This window comes from Halomonas sp. hl-4 (assembly GCF_900215475.1).
Lineage (GTDB): Bacteria > Pseudomonadota > Gammaproteobacteria > Pseudomonadales > Halomonadaceae > Vreelandella.
The window spans coordinates 1,750,891-1,773,845 of the sequence record NZ_LT907845.1; the positions used below are offsets into that span (position 1 = coordinate 1,750,891).

The 22,955-nt window shown below is 57.7% G+C and carries 17 protein-coding genes; 2 read left to right on the top strand and 15 right to left on the bottom strand.

Going from position 1 to position 22,955, the window contains the following annotated elements; all coding sequences use genetic code 11:
- Positions 1 to 28: 28 nt before the first annotated feature.
- From CPH17_RS08410 to CPH17_RS08420, 3 genes are all read right to left on the bottom strand, one after another.
- Complete coding sequence (locus CPH17_RS08410; RefSeq protein WP_074397315.1) at positions 29 to 490, bottom strand: regulatory protein RecX; 462 nt, start codon at positions 488 to 490, stop codon at positions 29 to 31.
- A gap of 15 nt (positions 491 to 505) precedes the next feature.
- Entirely contained in the window at positions 506 to 1,573 is a 1,068-nt protein-coding gene (gene recA, locus CPH17_RS08415) for a recombinase RecA (RefSeq protein WP_074397316.1), read from the bottom strand.
- Positions 1,574 to 1,663: 90 nt separating this feature from the next.
- A complete protein-coding gene (locus CPH17_RS08420; RefSeq protein ID WP_074397317.1) occupies positions 1,664 to 2,197 on the bottom strand; it encodes a CinA family protein in 534 nt (177 codons plus the stop codon).
- A gap of 107 nt (positions 2,198 to 2,304) precedes the next feature.
- Between CPH17_RS08420 and mutS the strand changes: the two genes are divergently transcribed.
- Positions 2,305 to 4,875, top strand: a complete 2,571-nt coding sequence (mutS, locus tag CPH17_RS08425; protein WP_074397318.1) for a DNA mismatch repair protein MutS — start codon at positions 2,305 to 2,307, stop codon at positions 4,873 to 4,875.
- Between the two features lie 160 nt (positions 4,876 to 5,035).
- On the top strand, positions 5,036 to 5,359 hold the full coding sequence (gene fdxA / locus CPH17_RS08430; RefSeq protein ID WP_074397319.1) for a ferredoxin FdxA: 324 nt from the start codon (positions 5,036 to 5,038) through the stop codon (positions 5,357 to 5,359).
- A gap of 471 nt (positions 5,360 to 5,830) precedes the next feature.
- On the opposite strand, the gene eno is transcribed toward fdxA, so the two are convergent.
- The 12 genes from eno to pilM all read right to left on the bottom strand — a co-directional run bounded on the left by eno (position 5,831) and on the right by pilM (position 22,873).
- Entirely contained in the window at positions 5,831 to 7,120 is a 1,290-nt protein-coding gene (gene eno / locus CPH17_RS08435) for a phosphopyruvate hydratase (RefSeq protein WP_074397320.1), read from the bottom strand.
- A 59-nt stretch (positions 7,121 to 7,179) separates the two neighbouring features.
- Complete coding sequence (gene kdsA, locus CPH17_RS08440; RefSeq protein WP_074397321.1) at positions 7,180 to 8,043, bottom strand: 3-deoxy-8-phosphooctulonate synthase; 864 nt, start codon at positions 8,041 to 8,043, stop codon at positions 7,180 to 7,182.
- A gap of 12 nt (positions 8,044 to 8,055) precedes the next feature.
- Entirely contained in the window at positions 8,056 to 9,711 is a 1,656-nt protein-coding gene (locus tag CPH17_RS08445) for a CTP synthase (protein WP_074397322.1), read from the bottom strand.
- Between the two features lie 263 nt (positions 9,712 to 9,974).
- Complete coding sequence (locus CPH17_RS08450) at positions 9,975 to 11,393, bottom strand: FAD-dependent oxidoreductase (RefSeq protein ID WP_074397323.1); 1,419 nt, start codon at positions 11,391 to 11,393, stop codon at positions 9,975 to 9,977.
- Positions 11,394 to 11,429: 36 nt separating this feature from the next.
- Entirely contained in the window at positions 11,430 to 15,872 is a 4,443-nt protein-coding gene (gene gltB / locus CPH17_RS08455; protein ID WP_096299019.1) for a glutamate synthase large subunit, read from the bottom strand.
- Between the two features lie 450 nt (positions 15,873 to 16,322).
- The gene (aroB, locus tag CPH17_RS08460; protein ID WP_096299020.1) at positions 16,323 to 17,429 is read right to left on the bottom strand and encodes a 3-dehydroquinate synthase; all 1,107 of its coding nucleotides are present in this window, start codon (positions 17,427 to 17,429) and stop codon (positions 16,323 to 16,325) included.
- On the bottom strand, positions 17,426 to 17,989 hold the full coding sequence (gene aroK / locus CPH17_RS08465) for a shikimate kinase AroK (RefSeq protein ID WP_074397326.1): 564 nt from the start codon (positions 17,987 to 17,989) through the stop codon (positions 17,426 to 17,428). The genes aroB and aroK overlap by 4 nt, the downstream gene beginning before the upstream one ends.
- A complete protein-coding gene (gene pilQ / locus CPH17_RS08470; RefSeq protein WP_074397327.1) occupies positions 17,989 to 20,028 on the bottom strand; it encodes a type IV pilus secretin family protein in 2,040 nt (679 codons plus the stop codon). Before pilQ ends, aroK begins: the two co-directional genes overlap by 1 nt.
- Positions 20,029 to 20,080: 52 nt before the next feature.
- Positions 20,081 to 20,623 (bottom strand): pilus assembly protein PilP, encoded by a 543-nt coding sequence (locus CPH17_RS08475; RefSeq protein WP_074397328.1) that lies wholly within the window; start codon positions 20,621 to 20,623, stop codon positions 20,081 to 20,083.
- Positions 20,620 to 21,246 carry a type 4a pilus biogenesis protein PilO gene (locus CPH17_RS08480; protein ID WP_074397329.1) on the bottom strand — a complete coding sequence of 209 codons (627 nt, stop codon included), beginning with the start codon at positions 21,244 to 21,246 and terminating at the stop codon, positions 20,620 to 20,622. The genes CPH17_RS08475 and CPH17_RS08480 overlap by 4 nt, the downstream gene beginning before the upstream one ends.
- Complete coding sequence (locus CPH17_RS08485) at positions 21,246 to 21,815, bottom strand: PilN domain-containing protein (RefSeq protein ID WP_074397330.1); 570 nt, start codon at positions 21,813 to 21,815, stop codon at positions 21,246 to 21,248. Before CPH17_RS08485 ends, CPH17_RS08480 begins: the two co-directional genes overlap by 1 nt.
- Positions 21,812 to 22,873: a type IV pilus assembly protein PilM gene (gene pilM / locus CPH17_RS08490; protein ID WP_074397331.1), complete on the bottom strand. Its 1,062-nt coding sequence runs from the start codon at positions 22,871 to 22,873 to the stop codon at positions 21,812 to 21,814. Before pilM ends, CPH17_RS08485 begins: the two co-directional genes overlap by 4 nt.
- Between the last annotated feature and the right edge of the window lie 82 nt (positions 22,874 to 22,955).

Consider the following 22,955-nt stretch of genomic DNA (forward strand, 5'->3'; position numbering starts at 1 on the left):
AGGGGGCTTTATCGCCCATTGAAGCGGACTATAGACTGTCTAACGCGTAGCGGATTTGGTCAAAATCAAACCCGCGCGTGGCAAGAAAGCGTTCCCGCTTAGCGCGTTCTTTGGGGGTAGCGCCGGGAGATGAAAAGCGTCGTGCCAGGGTGTCACGGGCGAGCTCAAACCAATCGACTGCCTCGCGCTCTTCAACCGCGGCAAAGGCTTCCGTGGCTATTTCGCGGTCGACCCCACGCTGGCTTAGCTCGCCCTTAATGCGAATGACGCCTTGCCCACGATTGATACGCGAGCGGATAAAGCTTTCGGCAAAGCGCGCGTCCGACTGTAATCCCTGCTCGGCCAATGTCTCGAGGCAGGCATCAATCTCTTCAGCGGCAAATGCCTTCTGCTCAAGCTTGCGCGCCAGCTCGGCGCGGGAGTATTCCCGCCGAGCCAGCAGTTGAATGGCCACCTCCCGAGGGGTGGCGTCTTGGGACGATGAAAACATACTGACGCCAGCGGCTTAGAGCAGATCGTCTTCGGTATCGGCGTCGGCTGCCACATCCGCCATGGCGGCTTCTTCTTTTTTAGGGTCGGGCTGGGCAAGCAACTGAGCGCGGATCTGGCTTTCGATCTCTTCCATGGTCTCCGGATGTTCTTCCAGGTACTGAGCAGCGTTTGCCTTACCCTGGCCGATCTTCTTGCCCTTGTAGCTGTACCAGGCGCCCGCTTTATCCACCAGGTTCTGCTGCACACCCAAGTCGATGACTTCGCCGGCGTGGTAAATACCCTTGCCGTAGAGAATTTGGAACTCGGCCTGGCGGAACGGTGGTGCCACCTTGTTTTTGACCACTTTTACGCGGGTTTCATTACCGGTGACTTCATCCCCTACTTTCACCGAGCCGGTGCGGCGGATATCCAAGCGTACACTGGCGTAAAACTTCAGCGCGTTCCCCCCCGTGGTGGTTTCGGGGCTGCCGAACATCACACCAATCTTCATGCGGATCTGGTTGATGAATACGACTAGGCAGTTGGCGTTTTTAATATTGCCGGTAATTTTACGCAGCGCCTGGGACATCAAACGCGCCTGCAGACCCACGTGGGAATCACCCATTTCGCCTTCAATCTCAGCACGCGGCGTTAGGGCGGCAACCGAGTCGATGACGATGACGTCCACACCACCTGAGCGCACTAACATGTCGGTGATTTCCAGGGCTTGCTCGCCAGTATCCGGCTGGGATACCAGCAGGTCGTCCAGATTAACACCCAATTTTTCTGCATAGCTGGGATCAAGGGCGTGCTCGGCATCCACGAAGGCACATACTTTGCCTTGCTTTTGCGCTTGGGCAATCACCGACAGCGTCAGGGTGGTTTTACCCGACGACTCCGGGCCAAAGATTTCGCACACACGGCCAAACGGTAGCCCTCCGATACCCAGGGCAATATCCAAACCCAACGACCCCGTGGACACCGATGGCATTACAACGCGGGGGGTATCGCCCAAACGCATGACCGTGCCTTTACCAAACTGGCGATCAATTTGGGTGAGCGCAGCGTTGAGCGCTTTGGTGCGATTATCATCCTGTGCCATTCAGTCAATCCTCATCAGAAGCTGTATAATTAGCCAGTAGTATGCCAAAGATTAGCCGCTAAACAAATCCTCAGCCAGTGTTTCGCGCGATTATTTCGCGCGGGCATCGCCTACCTTTTCTGCCAAGCGCGCCACCAGGCCTGCCAGAGCCTGACGTACGGCTTGCTCGCGCACCGCCTGCCGGTCGCCAGGAAAATGATAGCGCTCAGCCTGTTGGTGGTCCTCGTTCCCCCAAGCCAGCCAGACGGTGCCCACGGGCTTATCGTCGCTACCGCCCTCGGGGCCCGCTACACCGCTGACGGCCACGGCAAGCCCAGCACCGCTTTCACGGCAGGCGCCGGCGACCATCTGCTTAACCACGGTTTCGCTGACCGCGCCATGGGCGTTCAGTGTGGCTTCCGGCACGCCCAATAAGCGTGTTTTGGCTGCGTTGGCGTAAGTGACATACCCGGTAGTGAAGTAGGCAGAGCTACCCGCCACCGAGGTAATGGCACTGGCAATACCCCCACCGGTACATGACTCTGCCGCGGTAACTTCGAGCTGCGCTTGCTGGCAAAGACGCCCCAACCGCTGGGCCAAGATGGATAAATCCAAATTTATTAAGCTTGAGACACTGGGTGACATGGTCGCTCCTTCATGTGCGTCATCAATTCAGCGTAGAATACTGCGTTTCAGTTGCTCAAAACAGACGGCAAGCCCGCGCGCTTGCACAACGCTCAATTAGGACACCCATGTCACAGGCCAGCCCCGCGCACACGCCAATGATCGCGCAATACTTAAAGATCAAACGCGAGCACCCTGAGGTACTGCTGTTTTACCGAATGGGGGACTTTTACGAGCTCTTTTTTGACGACGCAAAACGCGCCGCCACCCTACTGGACATTACCCTGACCCAGCGCGGGCAGTCCGGCGGCAAACCTATCCCCATGGCGGGCGTCCCCTACCATAGCGCCGAAGGTTATTTGGCACGCTTGGTCGGCGCCGGTGAATCCGTCGCCATCTGCGAGCAAATTGGCGACCCCGCCACCAGTAAAGGCCCCGTCGATCGCCAAGTCGTGCGTATCGTCACCCCCGGCACGTTGCACGACGAAGCATTGCTGGATGCCCGGCGCGACAACGTACTCGTGGCCGTGGCTCCCACCAGCGAGCGCTGGGGGCTTGCCTGGCTGGAGCTTTCCAGTGGCCGCTTTAGCGTGCTGGAAGTCGATAGCGAAGCCGAGATGCTCGCCGAGCTAACGCGCCTCTCTCCGGCAGAGTTACTCGTCCCCGAGAGCCTCACACTACCCGACACTTGGTCGCAAACCCGCAGCCTGCGCCGCCAGGGTGAATGGCTGTTCGATTTGCAGAGCGCAACCCGTAGCCTGTGTGACCAGTTCGAGGTGCAGGACCTGCGTGGCTTTGGCTGTGCGCACTTAACCACCGCGCTGGTCGCCGCCGGGGTGCTGATCGACTATGCGCGTGACACCCAGCGCTCACGTTTGCCCCATGTCACCGCTATCAGCGTTGAGAACCGCGACGATGCGGTGGTCATTGATGCCGCCAGCCGACGCAACCTGGAAATTGACATCAACCTCGGCGGCACCACCGACAACACTCTGGCCAGCGTGCTGGACACCTGCACAACGGCCATGGGCTCGCGCCTGCTCAAACGCTGGCTGAACCGTCCGCTGCGGCAACGCGAGGTCATCCAGGGGCGTCAGGCAGGCGTCGCGCTATTAGGCCTTGACGCCCGCTACCTGGCGATACGCGATACCTTAAGTGACGTGGGCGACGTCGAGCGCATTCTGGCCCGCGTGGCGCTTTACAGCGCCAGGCCCCGCGACCTGGCACGTCTGCGTGATGCTCTGACCACGCTGCCCGCTCTTGAACAACAGCTGAGTGAGGTCGAAGAAGGCAGCCTGCTGGATAGCCTTCGCCCGCATATTCGGCCTTACCCTGAAGTAGCCGACACCTTACAGCGGGCGCTGGTCGACAACCCACCGGTTGTGATCCGCGACGGTGGCGTCATCGCTCAGGGGTACGACGCAGAGTTGGATGAACATCGCGGCCTGGCTGAAAATGCTGGCGATTATCTGGTGCAGCTCGAACTGCGTGAGCGAGAACGCACCGGCCTGGCCAATTTAAAGGTCGGCTATAACCGCGTGCATGGCTACTTTATCGAACTGCCCCGCGCTCAAGCCCAGCAGGCCCCTGCAGACTATATTCGCCGCCAAACGCTGAAAAATGCCGAACGGTTTATCATTCCTGAACTTAAAGAGTTCGAGGATAAAGCGCTTTCGGCCAAATCACGCGCTCTTTCCCGGGAAAAATGGCTTTACGACCAGCTGCTTAACGAGCTTAACGAGGAGCTTAACGCGCTACAGCGAACCTCCCAGGCGCTCGCCGAGCTGGATGTGCTGTGTGCCTTTGCTGAACGCGCTGAGGCACTTAACTGGGTGCGCCCCACCCTGGCGGCGTCCACAGGGCTGACCATCCACGCCGGGCGTCACCCGGTGGTCGAGCAAGTCAGCGATCATCCCTTCGTGCCCAACGATGTCACGCTGACCCCCGAGCAGCACATGCTGATCATTACCGGCCCCAACATGGGCGGTAAATCGACCTATATGCGTCAAACCGCGCTGATTGCGCTGCTGGCCCATAGTGGCAGCTTTGTGCCAGCCGATGCCGCCGAGATAGGCCCTGTTGACCGAATATTCACCCGTATCGGCTCGTCGGATGATCTGGCTGGCGGGCGCTCGACGTTCATGGTCGAAATGACCGAAACCGCCAATATTCTGCATAACGCCACCGAGCACAGCCTGGTACTGATGGATGAAATCGGCCGTGGCACCAGCACCTTTGATGGCCTGTCACTGGCCTGGGCAAGCGCCGAGCACTTGGCCAATGCCCGCGCGCTGACGCTGTTCGCGACCCATTACTTTGAGATGACCGGGCTACCCGACCAAGCCGACGGCGTGGCTAATATTCACTTAACCGCTACCGAGCACGGCGATAATATCGTTTTCATGCACCGCATCGAGGCAGGCCCCGCCAGCCAGAGTTACGGTTTGCAGGTCGCCCAGTTGGCGGGTGTTCCAAGCCATGTGATCCAGCGGGCACGCGAAAAACTCGTCGCGCTTGAACAACGCGATGTGGAAGAACAACGCCAAATGCCGCTGTCTCACCAGCCTGCGCCTCAGCAGAATGATTTATTTGCCAGCGCTCCTCATCCCGTGGTCGAGGCGCTGGAGCAGGCCGATGTAGACGGCTTATCGCCACGTGAGGCATTGGCGCTGTTATATCAATGGCGCGAACTGCTCTAATTTGACGCATCAGAACAGCACCGCGGTGCTTGCCGCCGCGTTAGGGCACCTCTAGAATGTCGCCCATACTTTTTAGCTTATAAAAAACGGCTGATTTATAACCATTCACGATTGACCACGACCAAGGGCGTCCCCTTGGTCCCGCAAGAGGGATAGCAAGATGACGTTTGTCGTTACCGAGAACTGCATCCAATGCAAATACACTGACTGTGTCGAGGTCTGCCCAGTCGACTGTTTTTACGAAGGCCCGAATTTTCTGGTGATTCACCCGGACGAGTGTATCGACTGCGCGCTGTGTGAGCCCGAGTGCCCTGCGGAGGCGATTTTCTCTGAAGATGAACTGCCCGACGGGCAAGAGCAGTTTATTGAGATCAACGCCGAGCTGTCTGAGGTGTGGCCAAACATTGCCGAGAGAAAAGACCCGCTGCCCGATGCCGAAGAATGGGATGGCAAAAGCGGTAAGCTGGAAAAGCTCGAGCGTTAATCGAGACAACGCTGCGATTAAAACCAGCGATTGCGCTGGTTTTTTTATATGGACACAAGCGGGCGCAAAAAAAAGGCGGCCCGTAGGCCGCCCGCTCCAAGCACTTCCTCCTGACCACTCCCTGTGTCAACGTCCTTCGGTGCCGTCCTTGCCAGGGCTCACATCACTGTGTCATCCGGCGCACCACCTGCATCCCGTTGCATCCTGCATGAGAGCATCCTTGCCTCCCCTTATCCTTGATAGGCATTGTGGCAGAACGCTGTCGCATCACAAGGCGGTCCAAAACGACGAAGGGCAGACCACGCTGGTCCGCCCTTTTTATAAAAAATCATTAAAAACAGAAGCTTAAATTTTAATTAGTGAAAAATTTCTGTTTTTCTTACGCAGTTCGAGCGATTTTCGACGGCATTTGTAAGAGATATCTTACAAAACTTTGAGAGATCTCTTACAAAGCAACCGCCATTTTTTGCTTTATTGCCCTTTAATGGCCTTGATCCCTGGATAGCTAACATCGCCCAATTCGTCTTCGATCACTAGCAGACGGTTATATTTGGCGACACGGTCGGAGCGGCACAGCGATCCTGTCTTTATTTGACCAGCGCAGGTACCCACCGCCAGATCAGCGATCGTGGTGTCTTCGGTTTCACCGCTGCGGTGGGAAATCACCGCGGTGAAGCCCGCATCCTGGGCCATTTTGATCGCATCCAGGGTTTCCGACAGCGAACCAATCTGGTTGAACTTGATCAGGATCGAGTTACCGATCTGCTCATCAATACCGCGCTTGAGGATCTTGGTATTGGTGACGAACAGATCATCGCCGACCAGTTGGACCTTATCGCCCAATTTATCGGTCAGCGCTTTCCAGCCGTCCCAGTCCGACTCGTCCATGCCGTCTTCGATAGACACGATCGGGTAGTCGTCGCACAGGCCTGCCAGATAGTCGGCAAAGCCTTGGGCATCGTAGCGCTTGCCTTCGCCGGCCAGGTTGTACTGACCGTCTTTATAGAATTCAGACGAGGCACAGTCGAGCGCCAGGGTGACGTCGCTACCCAGTTGGTAACCGGCATCGGCCACGGCTTGCTTAATAATCGCCAGTGCATCGGCGTTGGACGCCAGGTTGGGCGCAAAACCACCTTCGTCGCCAACGGACGTAGACAACCCCTTCGCCGACAGTACTTTTTTCAGCGCATGGAAAATCTCAGCGCCCATGCGCAAGCCTTCGCGGAAGTTGGCCGCGCCCACCGGCTGGACCATAAATTCCTGAATATCGACGTTGTTATCCGCGTGTTCACCGCCGTTTAGGATGTTCATCATGGGCACCGGCATCAGGTATTCACCCGGCTGGCCGTAAAGCTCGGCGATATGGGCATAAAGCGGCACGCCTTTAGCATTGGCCGCGGCTTTGGCGGCCGCAAGCGACACGGCAAGAATGGCATTAGCGCCCAGGTTAGCTTTGTTGTCCGTGCCATCTAGCGAAAGCATAGCGCTATCTAGCCCGCGCTGGTCACGCGCGTCCATGCCCAACAATGTTTCCCGGATTTTGCCATTGACCGCATCCACTGCCTTGAGCACGCCTTTGCCGAGATAGCGCGTTTTGTCGCCATCACGCAGCTCAAGCGCTTCCCGTGAGCCAGTAGAGGCACCGCTGGGGGCGCAGGCTTCGCCTACCGCGCCGCTGGCTAAACGAACGCTCGCTTGCACCGTGGGGTTACCCCGGGAATCGAGCACTTCCAACGCACGGATATCAACAATTTTGGTCATGACAGTGTCCTTAGTTGTCGGTCTAATGGAGGTTTAACGTATCACGTTTGCTACCGCAGTCAGCGAATGGTCAATGGCGTAAAGCCTTTGATCAGCGCATCCAACTGCGCGACCTGGGTCAGAAACAGCTCCAACTGATCCAGCGGCAAGGCGCAGGGGCCATCGCACTTGGCGTTGTCCGGGTCGGGATGCGCTTCCAGAAACAGCCCTGCCAAGCCAACCGCGACGCCTGCGCGGGCAAGCTCGGCTACTTGCGCACGGCGACCGTCGGCGCTGTCGGCACGGCCTCCGGGGCGCTGTAGCGCATGAGTCACGTCGAAAAACACCGGATAGCCGGTTTGCTTCATATCGCCAACGCCCAGCATATCCACAATCAGGTTGTTATAGCCAAAGCTGGTGCCGCGCTCGCAGAGCATCAGGCGGTCATTACCGGCTTCCTGAAACTTGGCAATAATATGGCGCATTTCATGGGGTGCCAAAAACTGCGGTTTCTTGATATTAATCGCCGCACCGGTTTTGGCCATCGCCACCACCAGGTCGGTCTGGCGCGCTAAAAAGGCAGGCAGTTGGATAATGTCGGCCACTTCAGCCGCCGCCGCTGCCTGCCAGGGCTCATGAACGTCGGTGATCACCGGTACGCCGTGGCGGGCCTTGATATCAGCCAAAATCTGCAGGCCTTTCTCGAGGCCAGGCCCACGATAGGAATTAATCGAACTGCGGTTGGCCTTATCGAAACTCGCTTTATAGACGTAGGGCATGCCCAGCTTTTGCGTCACATTGACGTAGGCACTGGCCACTTCATCGGCCATGTCAGCCGATTCCAATACGTTCATACCGCCGAGCAGCATGAGCGGCAAAGAATTGCCGGCGGTTAGGCCGGCAACGTTAATATGGCGTTCTTGGGATGTCTCTTGAGAAGACATGTTGGCTCCCCCTTATTCTTGAGGCGCCGCATGGGCACGAGTGCGCGCGGCTTTATGCTCCACCGCGGCGTTAATAAAGCCCGAAAACAACGGATGACCATCGCGCGGCGTCGAGGTGAATTCCGGATGGAATTGACAGGCGACGTACCACGGATGATCCGCCAACTCGACCACTTCCACCAGGGACTGGTCGACGCTCTTACCCGAAACTACTAACCCGGCCTTTTCCAACTCATCGATAAACTGATTGTTGACCTCGAAACGGTGGCGATGGCGCTCGACAATTTCATCGGCACCATAAGCATCACGCGCTTTGCTACCCGATGCAAGATGGCACACCTGGCCGCCCAAGCGCATGGTGCCGCCTAAATCAGAAGCCGCATCACGCAGCTCAATTTTACCTTCAGGGTTGAGCCACTCGGTAATCAAACCAACAACTGGATGCTGGGTGTTGTGGGTAAACTCGGTAGAGTTGGCGTCTGCCCAACCGGCCACGTTACGCGCAAACTCGATCACCGCGACCTGCATACCCAGGCAAATCCCCAGATACGGCACGTTGTTTTCGCGGGCAAACTGGGCGGTCATGATTTTGCCTTCAACGCCGCGCTCACCGAAACCGCCAGGTACCAGAATAGCGTCTTTACCGGCCAACCGCTCGGTGCCGTGGCGCTCGATGTCTTCGGAATCAATGTAGTCAACGTTGACCTTGATACGTCCTTGAATACCGGCGTGAATCAATGCTTCGTTAAGCGATTTATAGGCATCGAGTAATTCCATGTACTTGCCGACCATGGCGATGCTCACCGACTTCAGCGGATTGAGCTTCGAGTCGAGTACTTTCACCCATTCGGAGAGGTCAGCCGGGCCGGCTTCCAGGCGGAACTTATCGCAAACGATATCGTCCAGCCCATGCTCGTGAAGCATCAGCGGGATACGATAAATGGTGTCAGCATCCTGCAGCGGCACGACCGCACGCTCTTCCACGTTGGTGAACAGGGCAATCTTGCGACGCTCGCTTTCTTCAAGCTCGACTTCGCTGCGGCAGATCAGGATATCCGGCTGAATACCAATCGAGCGCAGCTCTTTAACGCTGTGCTGGGTCGGCTTGGTTTTGGTTTCGCCTGCCGTTTTGATGTAGGGCACCAGGGTCAGGTGCATAAACAGCGCGCGATTGGCGCCCTGCTCACTACGAATCTGGCGAATCGACTCTAAAAACGGCAGCGACTCGATATCGCCCACCGTGCCGCCGATTTCCACCAGCGCGACGTCAAAGCCTTCGCCACCAGCGTAAACGCGCTGTTTGATTTCGTCGGTGATATGCGGGATTACCTGCACGGTACCGCCCAGGTAATCGCCCCGGCGCTCTTTGCGCAGTACGTGTTCGTATACACGCCCAGTGGTGAAGTTATTACCTTGGGTCATTTTAGTACGAATGAAGCGTTCGTAATGGCCCAGGTCCAGGTCGGTTTCGGCACCATCCTCGGTGACAAACACCTCGCCATGCTGGAAAGGACTCATGGTACCCGGGTCCACGTTGATGTACGGGTCGAGCTTGAGCATGGTGACCTTAAGGCCGCGCGCCTCGAGAATCGCCGCCAGCGAGGCCGACGCGATGCCCTTGCCAAGGGAGGACACAACGCCGCCGGTCACGAAGATATATCGTGTCATGAAAAACCTGTCGAAACGTGATCAAAAGGCACGGCAGAAAGCCACACCAGGATGGGACGACAGAATAGCAGACTACGCCTAAAGGCTCAATTTGAACTGAGCATCCAAAACCTACTCAATTGAATAACACTTGTGCCAACGCCCCAGCGATAGGTCTCCGCGAGGGCGCTGTGAACCCATCCCTGGGCGCTACTTTTGTCATCCATGACAAAAGACCCTCGCTACGACCTATCCCTGGGGCTGCTCTATGCGTCAGGCCCGCATTACACGCCCAGATAATCCAGCATGCCTTCCGCTGCCTGGCGGCCTTCGTAGATGGCGGTGACCACCAGGTCTGAGCCGCGCACCATATCGCCACCGGCAAAGATTTTCTCGTTGCTGGTCTGGAAGGCGTATTGGCCATGCTCCGGCGCTTTGACCCGGTCGCGCTCGTCAACCTGAATATTGGCTGGGTCGAACCACGGCGCGGGGCTTGCCTGGAAGCCAAAGGCGACCACAACGGCATCAGCGGCGATAATCTCTTCTGAGCCCGGTACCACCTCGGGACGTTGGCGACCGTTTTCGTCCGGTTCGCCCAGGCGAGTACGCACTACCTTAACGCCCTCAACCTTGTCGTCACCGACCACGGCCACCGGCTGTCGATTGAACAGGAACTCGACGCCCTCTTCACGGGCATTGGCGACTTCTTTACGCGAACCGGGCATGTTTTGTTCGTCGCGGCGGTAGGCGCATGTCACGCTGGTCGCGCCCTGACGAATCGAGGTGCGATTACAGTCCATCGCCGTATCACCACCGCCCAGCACAACGACGCGCTTGCCTTCCATCGAAATATAATCGTTGGGGTCTTTTTCAAAGCCCAGGCAGCGATTGACGTTGGCAATCAGGAAGTCGAGTGCTTTATAAACCCCTGGCAGGTCTTCACCCGGGAAGCCACCTTCCATGTACTTATAGGTGCCCATGCCCAGGAAGACGGCGTCGTAATCCTGAAGCAGGGTTTCAAACTCGATATCGGTACCAATCTCGGTATTAAGACGGAATTCCACACCCATCTCTTCGAAGACCGCACGGCGACGCTCCATGACGTTCTTTTCCAGCTTGAATTCGGGAATACCGAACGTCAGCAGTCCACCGATTTCAGGGTACTTGTCGAACACCACCGGCTTGACGCCATTGCGCGCCAGAATGTCGGCGCAACCAAGGCCCGCAGGGCCAGCACCGACAATCGCTACTTTTTTATCGGTCCATGTGACCTGGGACATATCCGGTCGCCAGCCCATGGCGAAGGCCGTGTCGGTGATGTATTTCTCGACCGAACCAATGGTGACCGCACCGAAGCCGTCGTTAAGCGTACAGTCGCCTTCACACAGACGGTCCTGTGGGCAAACCCGGCCGCACACTTCGGGCAGCGAGTTGGTCTTATGCGAAAGCTCGGCGGCTTCAATAATATTGCCTTCCACCACCAACTGCAGCCAGTTGGGGATGTAGTTGTGCACCGGGCATTTCCACTCGCAATACGGGTTGCCGCAGTGCAGGCAGCGGTGCGCTTGGCTAGCCGCTTCATTCGGCTTGTACGGCTCGTAAATTTCGGCAAATTCTTTGGCACGCTTACGCGCATCTTTTTTCTGTGGGTCTTGACGACCCACATCGACAAACTGGAAATCGTTATTCAAACGGTTGGCCATGATCTCTCTCCTGTCAGCGATAGGGGGCAAAAACGGTTATTCCGGCTGACGCCGAGACTGGTCCAGCAGGCTACCCAAGCTTGCCGCTTTAGGCTTCACCAGCCAGAAGTGGCGCGCGTAGTCGCTAAAGTCTTCCAGAATAGCCGCCCCACGCGCCGACCCTGTCGCTGCTACGTAGGCCTCAATCATTTCGCGTAGGTGGCGACGATACGCCTCCATCGCTTCGGTGTTAACACGATGAATCTCGACCAGCTCGTGGTTGTACTTGTCCACGAAGGTGCGCTCTTCGTCCAGCACGTAGGCAAAACCGCCGGTCATGCCCGCGCCGAAGTTAACCCCGGTTTCGCCCAGCACACAGACCAAACCGCCGGTCATGTATTCGCAGCAATGATCGCCTGCGCCTTCAATCACCGCCGAGGCGCCTGAATTACGCACCCCGAAGCGTTCACCCGCGGTGCCCGCCGCAAATAACGTACCGCCGGTTGCGCCATACAGGCAGGTATTGCCGATAATCGCGGTTTTATGGCTTTCAAACTCACTGGCTTTCGGCGGCACAATCACGATGCTGCCGCCGTTCATGCCTTTACCCACGTAATCGTTGGCGTCGCCTTCGAGATAAAGGTTCAGGCCACAGGCATTCCACACCCCGAAGCTCTGCCCTGCAACGCCGGTAAAGCGGGCGGTGATCGGCGCGGCTTCCAGGCCTTGTTCACCGTAGCGCTTGGCAATCGCGCCGGACGTCAGCGCAGCCACGCTACGGTCGCAGTTGGTAATGGTAAAGTCGAACTCGCCGCCAGACTGATTTTCGATGGCGTCTTTCAACGCCGCCAGTACTTCCTGGTTCTTAGCGCCCGGGTCGTGAGGCACGTTACGACTGACGTTACAGAACTGCGGCGCGTCTTTCGGTACAAAATCGTTGGCCAGCAGCGGCGTCAGATCCAGCTTGCGCTGCGACGCGGTGTTGCCTTCCAGCACTTCCAGCAAGTCAGTGCGGCCAATTAGGTCGGTGAGCTTGCTCACCCCCAACATAGCCATCAGCTCGCGGACTTCTTCAGCAATAAAGCGGAAGTAGCTTTTGACCATATCCACGGTTCCGCGGAAGTGTTCGCCGCGCAGGAAGTCATCCTGGGTGGCGACACCGGTGGCGCAGTTGTTCAAATGACAAATACGCAGGTACTTGCAGCCCAGCGCGACCATCGGCGCGGTCCCGAAACCGAAGCTCTCGGCGCCCAGAATTGCCGCCTTGACCACGTCGAGCCCGGTTTTTAAGCCGCCGTCCGTCTGCAGACGGATCTTGTCGCGCAGGCCGTTGATGCGCAGCGCCTGATGGACTTCGGGAAGACCCAACTCCCATGGCGACCCCGCATGCTTGATCGAAGTCAGCGGGCTCGCTGCGGTGCCGCCGTCGTAGCCGGAAACAGTAATCAGGTCCGCGTAGGCTTTGGCAACACCCGTCGCGATAGTGCCGATACCCGGCTCGGATACCAGCTTGACCGAGACCTGGGCGTCCGGGTTGACCTGCTTGAGGTCAAAGATCAGCTGCGCCAAATCCTCGATGGAATAAATATCGTGGTGCGGCGGCGGTGAAATCAGCGTCACGCCGGGCACCGAGTAGCGCAGCCGGGCAATCAGCTGGTTGACCTTGCCGCCGGGCAACTGACCGCCTTCGCCGGGCTTGGCGCCCTGTGCCACCTTGATCTGCAAAACTTCCGCGTTGACCAGATAATGCGGCGTCACGCCAAAACGGCCCGAGGCAATCTGCTTGATCTTTGAGCTACGGATGGTGCCGTAGCGCGCCGGGTCTTCGCCGCCTTCGCCCGAGTTGGAGCGTCCACCGGCCTCGTTCATCGCCTGGGCCAGCGCCTCGTGGGCTTCCGGTGAGAGCGCACCCAGCGACATGCCAGCGCTGTCGAAACGCGGCAGCAGGTCTTCAACGGGCTCGACGTCATCCAGGGGAATCGGCGTTTCCGACGGCTTGAGCTTGAGCAGATCGCGGATCGTCGCCACCGGCCGCTCATTGACCAGCTGGGCGAATTTCTTCCACTTGGCGTAGCTGCCTTCCTGCACGGCGGCCTGCAGCGTCATCACCACGTCCGGGTTGTAGGCGTGGTATTCGTGGCCATGCACATACTTGAACATGCCGCCTTGTAGAATACCCTTACGCGGAATCCAGGCGTCTTTGGCCAGCAACTCCTGCTGAAGCTGGAGCTCGGCAAAACCTGTGCCCTGGATGCGTGATGCCATGCCTACAAAACAAGTATCCATTACTTCGTCGGCAAGGCCCACGGCTTCAAACAGCATTGAGCCACGGTAGGAGGCCAGCGTCGAGATACCCATTTTGGAGAGAATCTTGAACAAGCCTTTCTGCAAGCCTTTGCGGTAGTTTTCCCGCGCGTCTGCCGGGTTGCCGGTCAGCTCGCCGGTTCGGTGCATATCCGCCATGACCTGATATGCAAGCCAAGGGTACACCGCTGTGGCGCCCACACCGAACAGCACTGCCATCTGATGCGCATCACGGGCGTAGCCGGTTTCCACCACGATATTTGCGTTGGGGCGCAGCGCCAAACGGCCTAAATGCGAGTGCACTGCACCTACCGCCAGGGCGGCTTGAATCGGCAGCTCGCCTTTGGGCAAGTCGGCATCAGTAAGAATCAATAAGACTTTGCCGGCACGCACCTGTGCTTCTGCATCCTGGCACAGCGCCGTAAGCGCCTGCTTAAGCGACTGCTGTTCGGGGTCGTAGCCGAGCGACAGCGTATGGCTGGCAAATGCCGGGTCGTCCTGGCTGACCAGGGCGGTAAACTTGCGCGGCGACAGCACCGGGGTGGTTAGAATCAGCCGGTGGGCATGTTCCGGGGTGGCCTTGAAAACATTAAGCTCAGCACCACAGCAGGTTTCCAGCGACATGACGATCGCTTCGCGCAGCGGATCAATGGCCGGGTTGGTCACCTGGGCAAACTTCTGGCGGAAGTAATCGGTGAGTAGCCGCGGACGGCTGGACAGCACCGCCATAGGCGTGTCGTCGCCCATCGAACCCACCGCCTCCTGGCCGCTTTCCGCCAGTGGGCGCAGCACCTGGTCGCGCTCTTCAAAGCTGACCTGGAACATTTTCTGCTGCACGTTCAGCGCGTTACCGTCCATGTTTTGGAAACGTGCAAGCTCAGTGAGCGCCGACTCCAGGTAGTTGGCTTCCTGCTTCAGCCAGCGCTTGTAGGGATACGCTGACTTCAGACGGCTGTCGATATCCTCGGTATGCAGCACTTCACCGGTATGGGTGTCCACCGCCAGCATTTGACCGGGCCCTACGCGGCCTTTGGCTACCACGTCTTCCGGCTTATAGCCGTAGGTGCCGATCTCGGAGGCCAGAGTGATATAGCCGTTTTTGGTGATCACCCAGCGCGCCGGGCGCAGGCCGTTACGGTCAAGCATACACACTGCCTGGCGGCCGTCGGTCATGACCACGCCCGCCGGTCCATCCCAAGGCTCCATGTGCATGGAGTTGTATTCGTAGAAAGCGCGCAGCTCGGCGTCCATGGTTTCGACGTTCTGCCAGGCCGGCGGTACCATCATGCGCACCGCGCGGTGCAGCTCCATGCCACCGGTGAGCAGCACTTCCAGCATGTTGTCCATGCTCGAGGAGTCAGAACCGGTGGTATTGACGATTTCATCCAGCTCGGCGATATCCGGCAGGCGTTCGTTAACGAAGTTGGCTTTACGCGAGTTCGCCCAACCACGGTTGGCTTCAATGGTGTTGATCTCGCCGTTATGTGCCAGCAGGCGGAACGGCTGGGCAAGCGGCCAGCGCGGTGCCGTATTGGTCGAGAAACGCTGGTGGAAAACACAAATAGCGGTTTCCAGACGAGGATCGTTAAGGTCTTTATAGAAAGCTGGCAGGTCTTCGGGCATCACCAGCCCTTTATAGGACACTACCTCGGACGACAGCGACGCGACGTAAAAGTCTTCATCATCGCGCATGGTCTGCTCGGTATAGCGGCGTGCCATGAACAGGTCAACGTCGAAGTGCTCACCGCTGCCCGGCTGCACAAACACCTGTTTAATCCGCGGCAGGCAATCAAGTGCCATGGGGCCACACACGCTGGAATCGGTGGGCACATCGCGCCAGCCCAACACGTTTAACCCCCGCGCCTTGAGCGCATCTTCCAGGGTATCGCGTCCACGCGCCGCACGCGCGTCGTCATCGGGCAGGAACACAACCCCAACGGCAAAACGCTCGCCAAGCTCAACGCCCAACGCGTCTTTAGCCACGGCCTGCATGAAGTGAGTAGGCATTTTAAGCAACAGCCCGCAGCCATCGCCGGTTTTACCGTCAGCGGCAATACCGCCCCGGTGAGTCATGCAGGTAAGTGACTCAATCGCGGTTTTCAACAAATCGTGGCTGGCCTGCCCTTCCATATGGGCAATCAGGCCGAAGCCGCAGTTGTCGCGGAACTCGCCGGGCTGGTGAAGACCTTTGTTCATGGGCGTGCCTCTAGTCAGCGTGTTTTTTTGGTAGCGGGGTTGTGATAAAAAGGCAGGTTATTGTTTTTTTAGTGGTGGTGGCCGGCCCGTTAAGGGCGTCACTTGCCTTACGCTACCGTTAGAAAAATGGCCGGTCAGCATAGCGATTTGCAGCTGCTTTGCGCAATCTTTCCTCGCCCTTAAAGTGCTTAAAACCCTTTCCAAATCCTGTAGTTGCATAATCAATCAATTAAAAAATTGATATCCTTCAACCACTTGCAACGAGTGAAAACGCTATTTTAACGAAAGCAGATTATTTATAGACTTTAGTCTAATAAGGCGGTTTTTATCCATGCCGATGCTGCATAAGGCATGCGGATTAGCTAAATCAAAAACACTTCTCTTGGCCAAAACCAAAAACACCCCGCTCAAACAGAGCGAGGTGTCGCGTGCAGTGGGTATATACAATCACTACCGACGCGGATAATCATCCAACAGCGTACGTAGAACGTCTACGGGCACCGCATCGCTCACACAGGCATCGCCCAAGGCGTTAAGCAGTACCAGGCGAAGGCGGGTATCGATATTTTTCTTATCCAGCCGCATGCGGGCTAAAAAGTCATCGCTGGACATATTCGCCGGTGCCGCCAACGGCAGCTCGGCGCTCTCAATCACTGCCAGGCTGCGCGCCAGGGCCGCGTCGTCGATCCAGCCTAAGCGGTTAGAAAGCGTGGCCGCCATGGCCATGCCAGCGCCCACAGCTTCGCCGTGCAGCCAGTTGCCGTAGCCCTGGTGGGCCTCAATGGCGTGGCCAAAGGTGTGACCCAGGTTTAACAGCGCACGCACGCCCTGTTCGGTTTCATCCTCAGCGACAATATCGGCTTTGATTTGGCAACTGCGGGCGATGGCTTCGGCTACCACCTCGGGCTCAACATCAAGCAGTGCTGGCATAGTGGCTTCCAACCAGCTTAAAAACGCTTCGTCGCGAATCAAGCCGTACTTAATCACCTCGGCCATACCCGCCGACAGCTCTCGGCGGGGTAGGCTCTTAAGTGAATCAATATCCACCAGCACGACTTTCGGCTGCCAAAATGCGCCAATCATGTTTTTGCCCAGCGGATGGTTGACGCCGGTTTTCCCCCCGACAGAGGAGTCCACCTGGGAGAGCAGCGTGGTCGGTACCTGAATAAACGCCACACCACGCTGATAGGCAGCCGCCGCATAGCCGACCATATCGCCAATTACGCCGCCACCCAGCGCGACCAACGTACAGCGACGATTAAACCCGGCTTCCAACAGCGCATCCCAAATACGGCTGACATGCTCAATGGTTTTGTACTGCTCGCCATCGGGCAATACCACCGTGCGCACGTCTAAAGACGCTGATAAACCAGCACAGAATTTATCTAGATACAGCGGGGCAATAGACTCGTTGGTGACCACCATGACTTGCTGGCCTGCCAGGTACGGCGTCAACAGTTCGGGCTTGCCCAGAAGCCCCGTACCAATGTGGATCGGATAGCTGCGCTCGCCGAGCGCTACCTTAAGCGTACGCTGTACGCCGTCAACGTTGGTCATGGGGATACCTTGTTAGACGAATTTTCGGTTTCAAGTGGGTCGACCAGGCGCTTAACGCGGCGCAATATCTCGTTGACCACCGCGCGCGGGCTACGTCGGTCGGTGCGCACGGTGATATCGGAGGTGGCGCGATATAGCGGGTCGCGGGCAGCGAACATATCGTTCAACACCTGCTCTCGATTGGCGCACTGCAACAGCGGGCGGTTGCGGTCTTTGGCGGTGCGCCTGAGCTGCTGATCCACGGTGGTCAGCAAATACACTACCGTGCCGCGCTCACGCAGCGCGCGGCGGTTTTCCTCACGCAGCACTGCACCTCCGCCCGTTGCCACCACCACCGAGTGGCGCTGGGTCAGTTCGTCGATCATCTGAACTTCGCGCTGACGAAAACCCTGCTCACCTTCTACATCAAAAATCCACGGGATATCTGCCCCGCAACGCGCCTGGATGGCGTGGTCGCTATCAAAAAATTCGCGCGAAAGTTCGGCCGCCAATAGCCGACCAATCGTGCTTTTGCCAGCCCCCATGGGGCCAATTAGAAAAAGGTTGGGTAAATCCTGCATCAGCGAACCGTTAAGCCATCATCAAGAAGTCGGGGTGTAATAAAGACTAGTAACTCTACCTTTTCATTGCTCTCTTCGGTATAGCGAAACAGTCGACCTAGCAAAGGAATATCGCCTAACAGCGGTGTTTTGGCGATTTGACGCAGTTCTTCGGTGGTTAAAATACCGCCCAACACCACGGTTTGACCGTTATCGACCAGCACCTGGGTCTCGATTTCGTTGGTATCGATGGGTGGCTCACCACCAAATTCAGATTCCCGGAAACTGTCGTTACGAATCAACAGGTCCATGATAATACGGTTATCCGGCGTAATCTGCGGGGTTACCTCAAGCGATAGCTCGGCTTCCTTGAACTCGGTATCCGGATTGTCGTTGCCGTCTACGCTTTGGAAGGCCCGTTCCTCGCCCTGGCTGATGGTCGCGGTGCGTTGATTAGCGGTAATGATTTTGGGCTGTGAAATCGTCTGGCTTTTGCCCTCGCTTTCCAACGCGCGAAGCTCGAGGTCGAGCAGCACGTCGCCGGCCAGATAACCGAAACTGAACCCGGTGCCGGCATCGGACGTATCACCCAAGTCCACCGAGAGCCCGCCCCGCGCCCGGTTCAGCCCCTCGGGGTTGATATCGCGGCCTTCGAAATTGCCGTCACTACCCTCCTGAAAGCCGCGTGTGCTGGACGCGCCCCAGTTAATACCTAACTCCCGGGAGGCGGTATCCCGGGCAATCACAATACGCGCTTCGATCTGCACCTGGCGAACGGCAACATCCAAACGGTCCAGGGTACCCATGATTTCGCGCACCTGAGCAGGTGTGTCCTGAATCAGCAGCGTGTTGGTGCGCTGATCAACACTTACCCGCCCCCGCTCGGTGAGCAAACCGAAGCCGTCGCCGCCGCGCAGTAGTTCAGCCAGGTCTTCCGCACGAGCGTATTTCACTTCAACATACTCAGTAATCAGCGGCTCCAATGTTTCCTGCTGGTCGCGAGCTTCCAGTTCCTGGCGTTCCAGTTCAGCGAGCTCACCGGCTGGCGCCACCACAATCACGTTGCCTTTTTCACGACTGGAAAGCCCCTGGCTCTGTAGGATCAAATCCAGCGCCTGATCCCAGGGAACGTCGTTTAAGTTTAGGGTCACGCGCCCACTGACGCTATCGCTAGCCACCAGATTCAAGCCGGTAAAGTCGGCAAGTGTCGCCAATACAGCGCGCACTTCAATGTCCTGGAAGTTCAGGCTCAGCCGCTCGCCCGTGTAATCTTCATCTTGCTCCTCGCGGGCTTGCTGGGAATCCTGGCTAACGGGCTGAACTTCTACAGTCAGCTGATCTTCTGACTGCGACGACACCATGGCATAGGGACCATCCGTTGCCAGCACCAGCTCGCTACCCCCCTGCCCACGGCGTGGCGTAATGCGCGAGATAGGTGTGGCAAAGTCAGTCACATCGTAGACCTGATTAAGCGCGTCAGGCACATTGACCTCGCCCAGATCAACGACCACTTCATCGTTTCCGCCTTCGCGAACACGGGGGGTCACACTATCGCGGTCAAACGTCACGATTAAGCGTCCTGCACCATCTTCACCGCGCTGGAAATCGATATCTTCTACTTGTGGCCCCCCGGCCGTTTCAAGACCTTCGGCTGGGGCTTCATTTGGCTCGTTGGCGGCCGCGAGCGTTACCGTCAATCGATCCCCCGACACCGAAGAGCGAAACTCGCGGGGGGCGTCCAGATCCAGCACCAAGCGTGTGCGACCGCTGCCCTCCAACGCCGTAATTCCTTCAATGCCACCTTGATCAACACGCATTCGTCGCTCAGGCAGCCCGTTTTCCGCCCCGGCCAAGTCCAGAGCCAAACGCGGGGGATCAGTTAACGGATAGCCGTTGAGTTCGGGTACATCGCCGCTAAAGCGCAAATCCAGTGCCACGTCGCCGCGTTCTGTCTCACGCACATCCAGGTCGGTGAGCACCGAGGCTACTGCCCAACTGGGAAGTAACAACATTGCCAACAGCATGCTTTGCCGAAAACGGCTTACCAACGTGACTGCCATGGGTCTCCTTCCACTTGCTTAGGGGGCTGAGTGATCAGCGCCCACGATTTTTTTAGCGCTCATCGTCGATGGTGAGCGACGCCGGGCGTGCCTGCCAGCCGTTTTGCTGGGTGTAAATGCGTTCGCGAATATCAACTTCCTGGGACGAGATGCCGACAATGCGGCCATAGTCGGTGCCTATATAATTACCCTCTCCGACCGTTACCACTTCTCCCTCCGGCGTGGCAATCATCGCCACCTGCCGCCCGGTCATACGCAACGTACCCACCAGTTGAAGCTCGCTCAAGGAAAAACGCTCAAGCGGCTCGGAAGGCCGCTGTTGGTCAGGCGCGTCACCTCCCTCCGCTAGTACGTTAGGCACGCCGTCTTGTATCGACTCAGGCGGCAAAAAAGGACTGCGCGAATCGCTGTGTTGATAGCGTTGCGTAGGGTAAAGCGGCACATAAGGAATCACCATGGTCGCCTCACGGCTGGGCATTTGCCGGATATCGCTGAGGGTTGACTCCAATTGCTCAAGCGATGGATCGGCGCAGCCCGTCAGCAAGGCGAGCCCCGCCATCCATCCTCCGGTTAGCCATCGGCGTGGCAACGTCATGGGGCTTCCTCCCGGTCACGGTAGGTACGTGCCAACAAAGAAAGCCTTAGGGTGTCGCCACTGCCCTCTGCGGGTGCCAGTGTAAAATCGTGCTGGGTGACTAGCCGCGATAAAGAAGCGATATCAGCGGCAAACCGGGCAATTTGATGAAAGTCGCCGCGCACCTGGATATCCAGCGGTTGCTCAACATAATGCGGTTGGGTCACCGTAGGGCGCAATCGAATCGTTTCAATGGTCAGCCGGTTATCCACGGCGGCATCACTGATGCTGTCAATCAACGAAGGGATTTCCGCGTCGGTGGGTAGGATGGCACGCAGACGCGACATCTGATCTTCCAGCGTGGCAAGCTGCTCGCGCATTTTGGGCAGTTGAACGGCTTCACCCGCTTGACGACGATACTCGCTAAGCAAGCGCGTCTCCTGTTGCTGCGCACTCACAAGCGCCGCCCGTCGCTCGCCAATCACCCACCATTCCATCACCAACAGCGCCACCAGTAACGCAAGCACGCCGCACAATGCTTTAAGCAGCACCGGCCAGCCACCGGCTTCTTTAACATCCAGATCGCGCCAGTCGACAGCGCGTAGCTCTTGCCATTCATGCGCCCAGCGCGTTCGCTTCCACATCACGGCTGCTCCTCGGCGGGTGCAGACGCCGCCAACGACGGCTGTTGTACGTCAAAGCGAAACTGACGGCCGCTGCCTTCAGCATCGCTCTCGACTTCCGATAGCGAAGGCACGCCAAGCGCCTTACTATCGGCGACTCGGCGTAACTGGTCAGACACCTGTCGCTCGCTGGCCGCCAACCCCTCTACGCTTACCTGGGCGCCGCTGCGCGAGACCTGCTGGTAGACCACACCGCTGGCCACACTACCGGCTAGCGCATTAAACAATTCTACGGTGCTGGCCCGCTGCGTTTGCAGCGTTTGAAAGAGAACCAGTTGCTCACCGACCCGAAGGGCATCGGTTTTATAGCGCGACAAGTCGCCAATATCCTCGCCCAGTTCGCGCGCCTGCGATTCGATGAACGCATTGCGCTGCTGCTGGGTGGCCACGTGGGCGGCATAAAATTTAGCGATCCCCCAGCCCAGCGCCGCGCCGACCAGCAACATTATCAGGAGGAAGTAATAAAAACGCCGCGTACGCCGCTCACGCTGCTGATCCCGCCATGGGAGTAAGTTGATGGTGATACTCATCGGCCTATCCTCATGGCCAGACCGCCTGCGGTAAGCATTGCCGGGGCATCATTGGTTAACGCCTCGACATCCAATCGCTTATTGACGCCCATTGCTTGGAAAGGATTGGCGATGGTTACCGTCATGCCGCTATCTTCGGCGATACGTTCCGCCAAACCGGGAATCACGCTTGACCCACCCGCCAACACAATATGCTTGACCTCGTGCTGACGGCCCGCCGTGTAATAGAGCTGTAGTGAGCGTCCAACCTGCTGGACGACCGTTTCTAAAAACGGGTTGAGCACACTTGCGTGATAATCATCGGGCAAACCGCCACGTTTTTTGGCGAAGCCAGCTTCTTCCATACTTAACTGGTAACGGTCACGAATGGCATCGGTCAGCTGACGGCCACCAAACACGGTATCGCGGCTGTAAACAATGTGCCCACCGCGCACGACGTGAAAAGCGTTCATGTTGGCGCCGATATCCACCAAGCCGACGCAGGCCTCAGGGTCGTCTTGAACGTGTAGCTGGCGTCGCAACTCCTCAAACGAGCGCTCTACGGCGAAGGTCTCGACTTCTACCGCCGCAGGCTCCAACCCGGCACGCTCAAGGGTCTCGGTTAACTGGCTGACATCTTGCTGACGGCAGGCGACCAATACCACTTGCTGGCGGTCGCCATCAAACGGGGATGGGCCCAGGCACTCAAAATCAAACGCCACTTCATTGAACGGGAATGGAATATGTCGGTCTGATTCGGCGATAATCTGGGCTTCTATGTCGTCTTCGCTAAGCGAAAGCGGAAAGCTAAGCGTTTTGGTAATCGCCGCGCTTGCTGGCACCGCTACCGCCGCTTTACGCGTTGAGGGGTTGGCATGCTCTACCGCGCGGCTGAGTACATTGGCAACGTCGTCAATGTCCCGAATGCGCCGCTCCACGACAGCCCCTTCACGCAGCGGGCGCACCGCATAGCTTTCCACCTGATAGTTTTGATGAGCATATTTGAGTTCAAGCAGCTTGACGGTCGCCGACGTAATATCGACACCGATCAACCCGTTACGGGGTTTGAGTAAACGCATTATGGGTCCGGTATCGCCTGCCTATCGCGTTGGTCGAGGTTACATGATTTTAAGCCAAGTCACACTCAAACAGCATCATGGC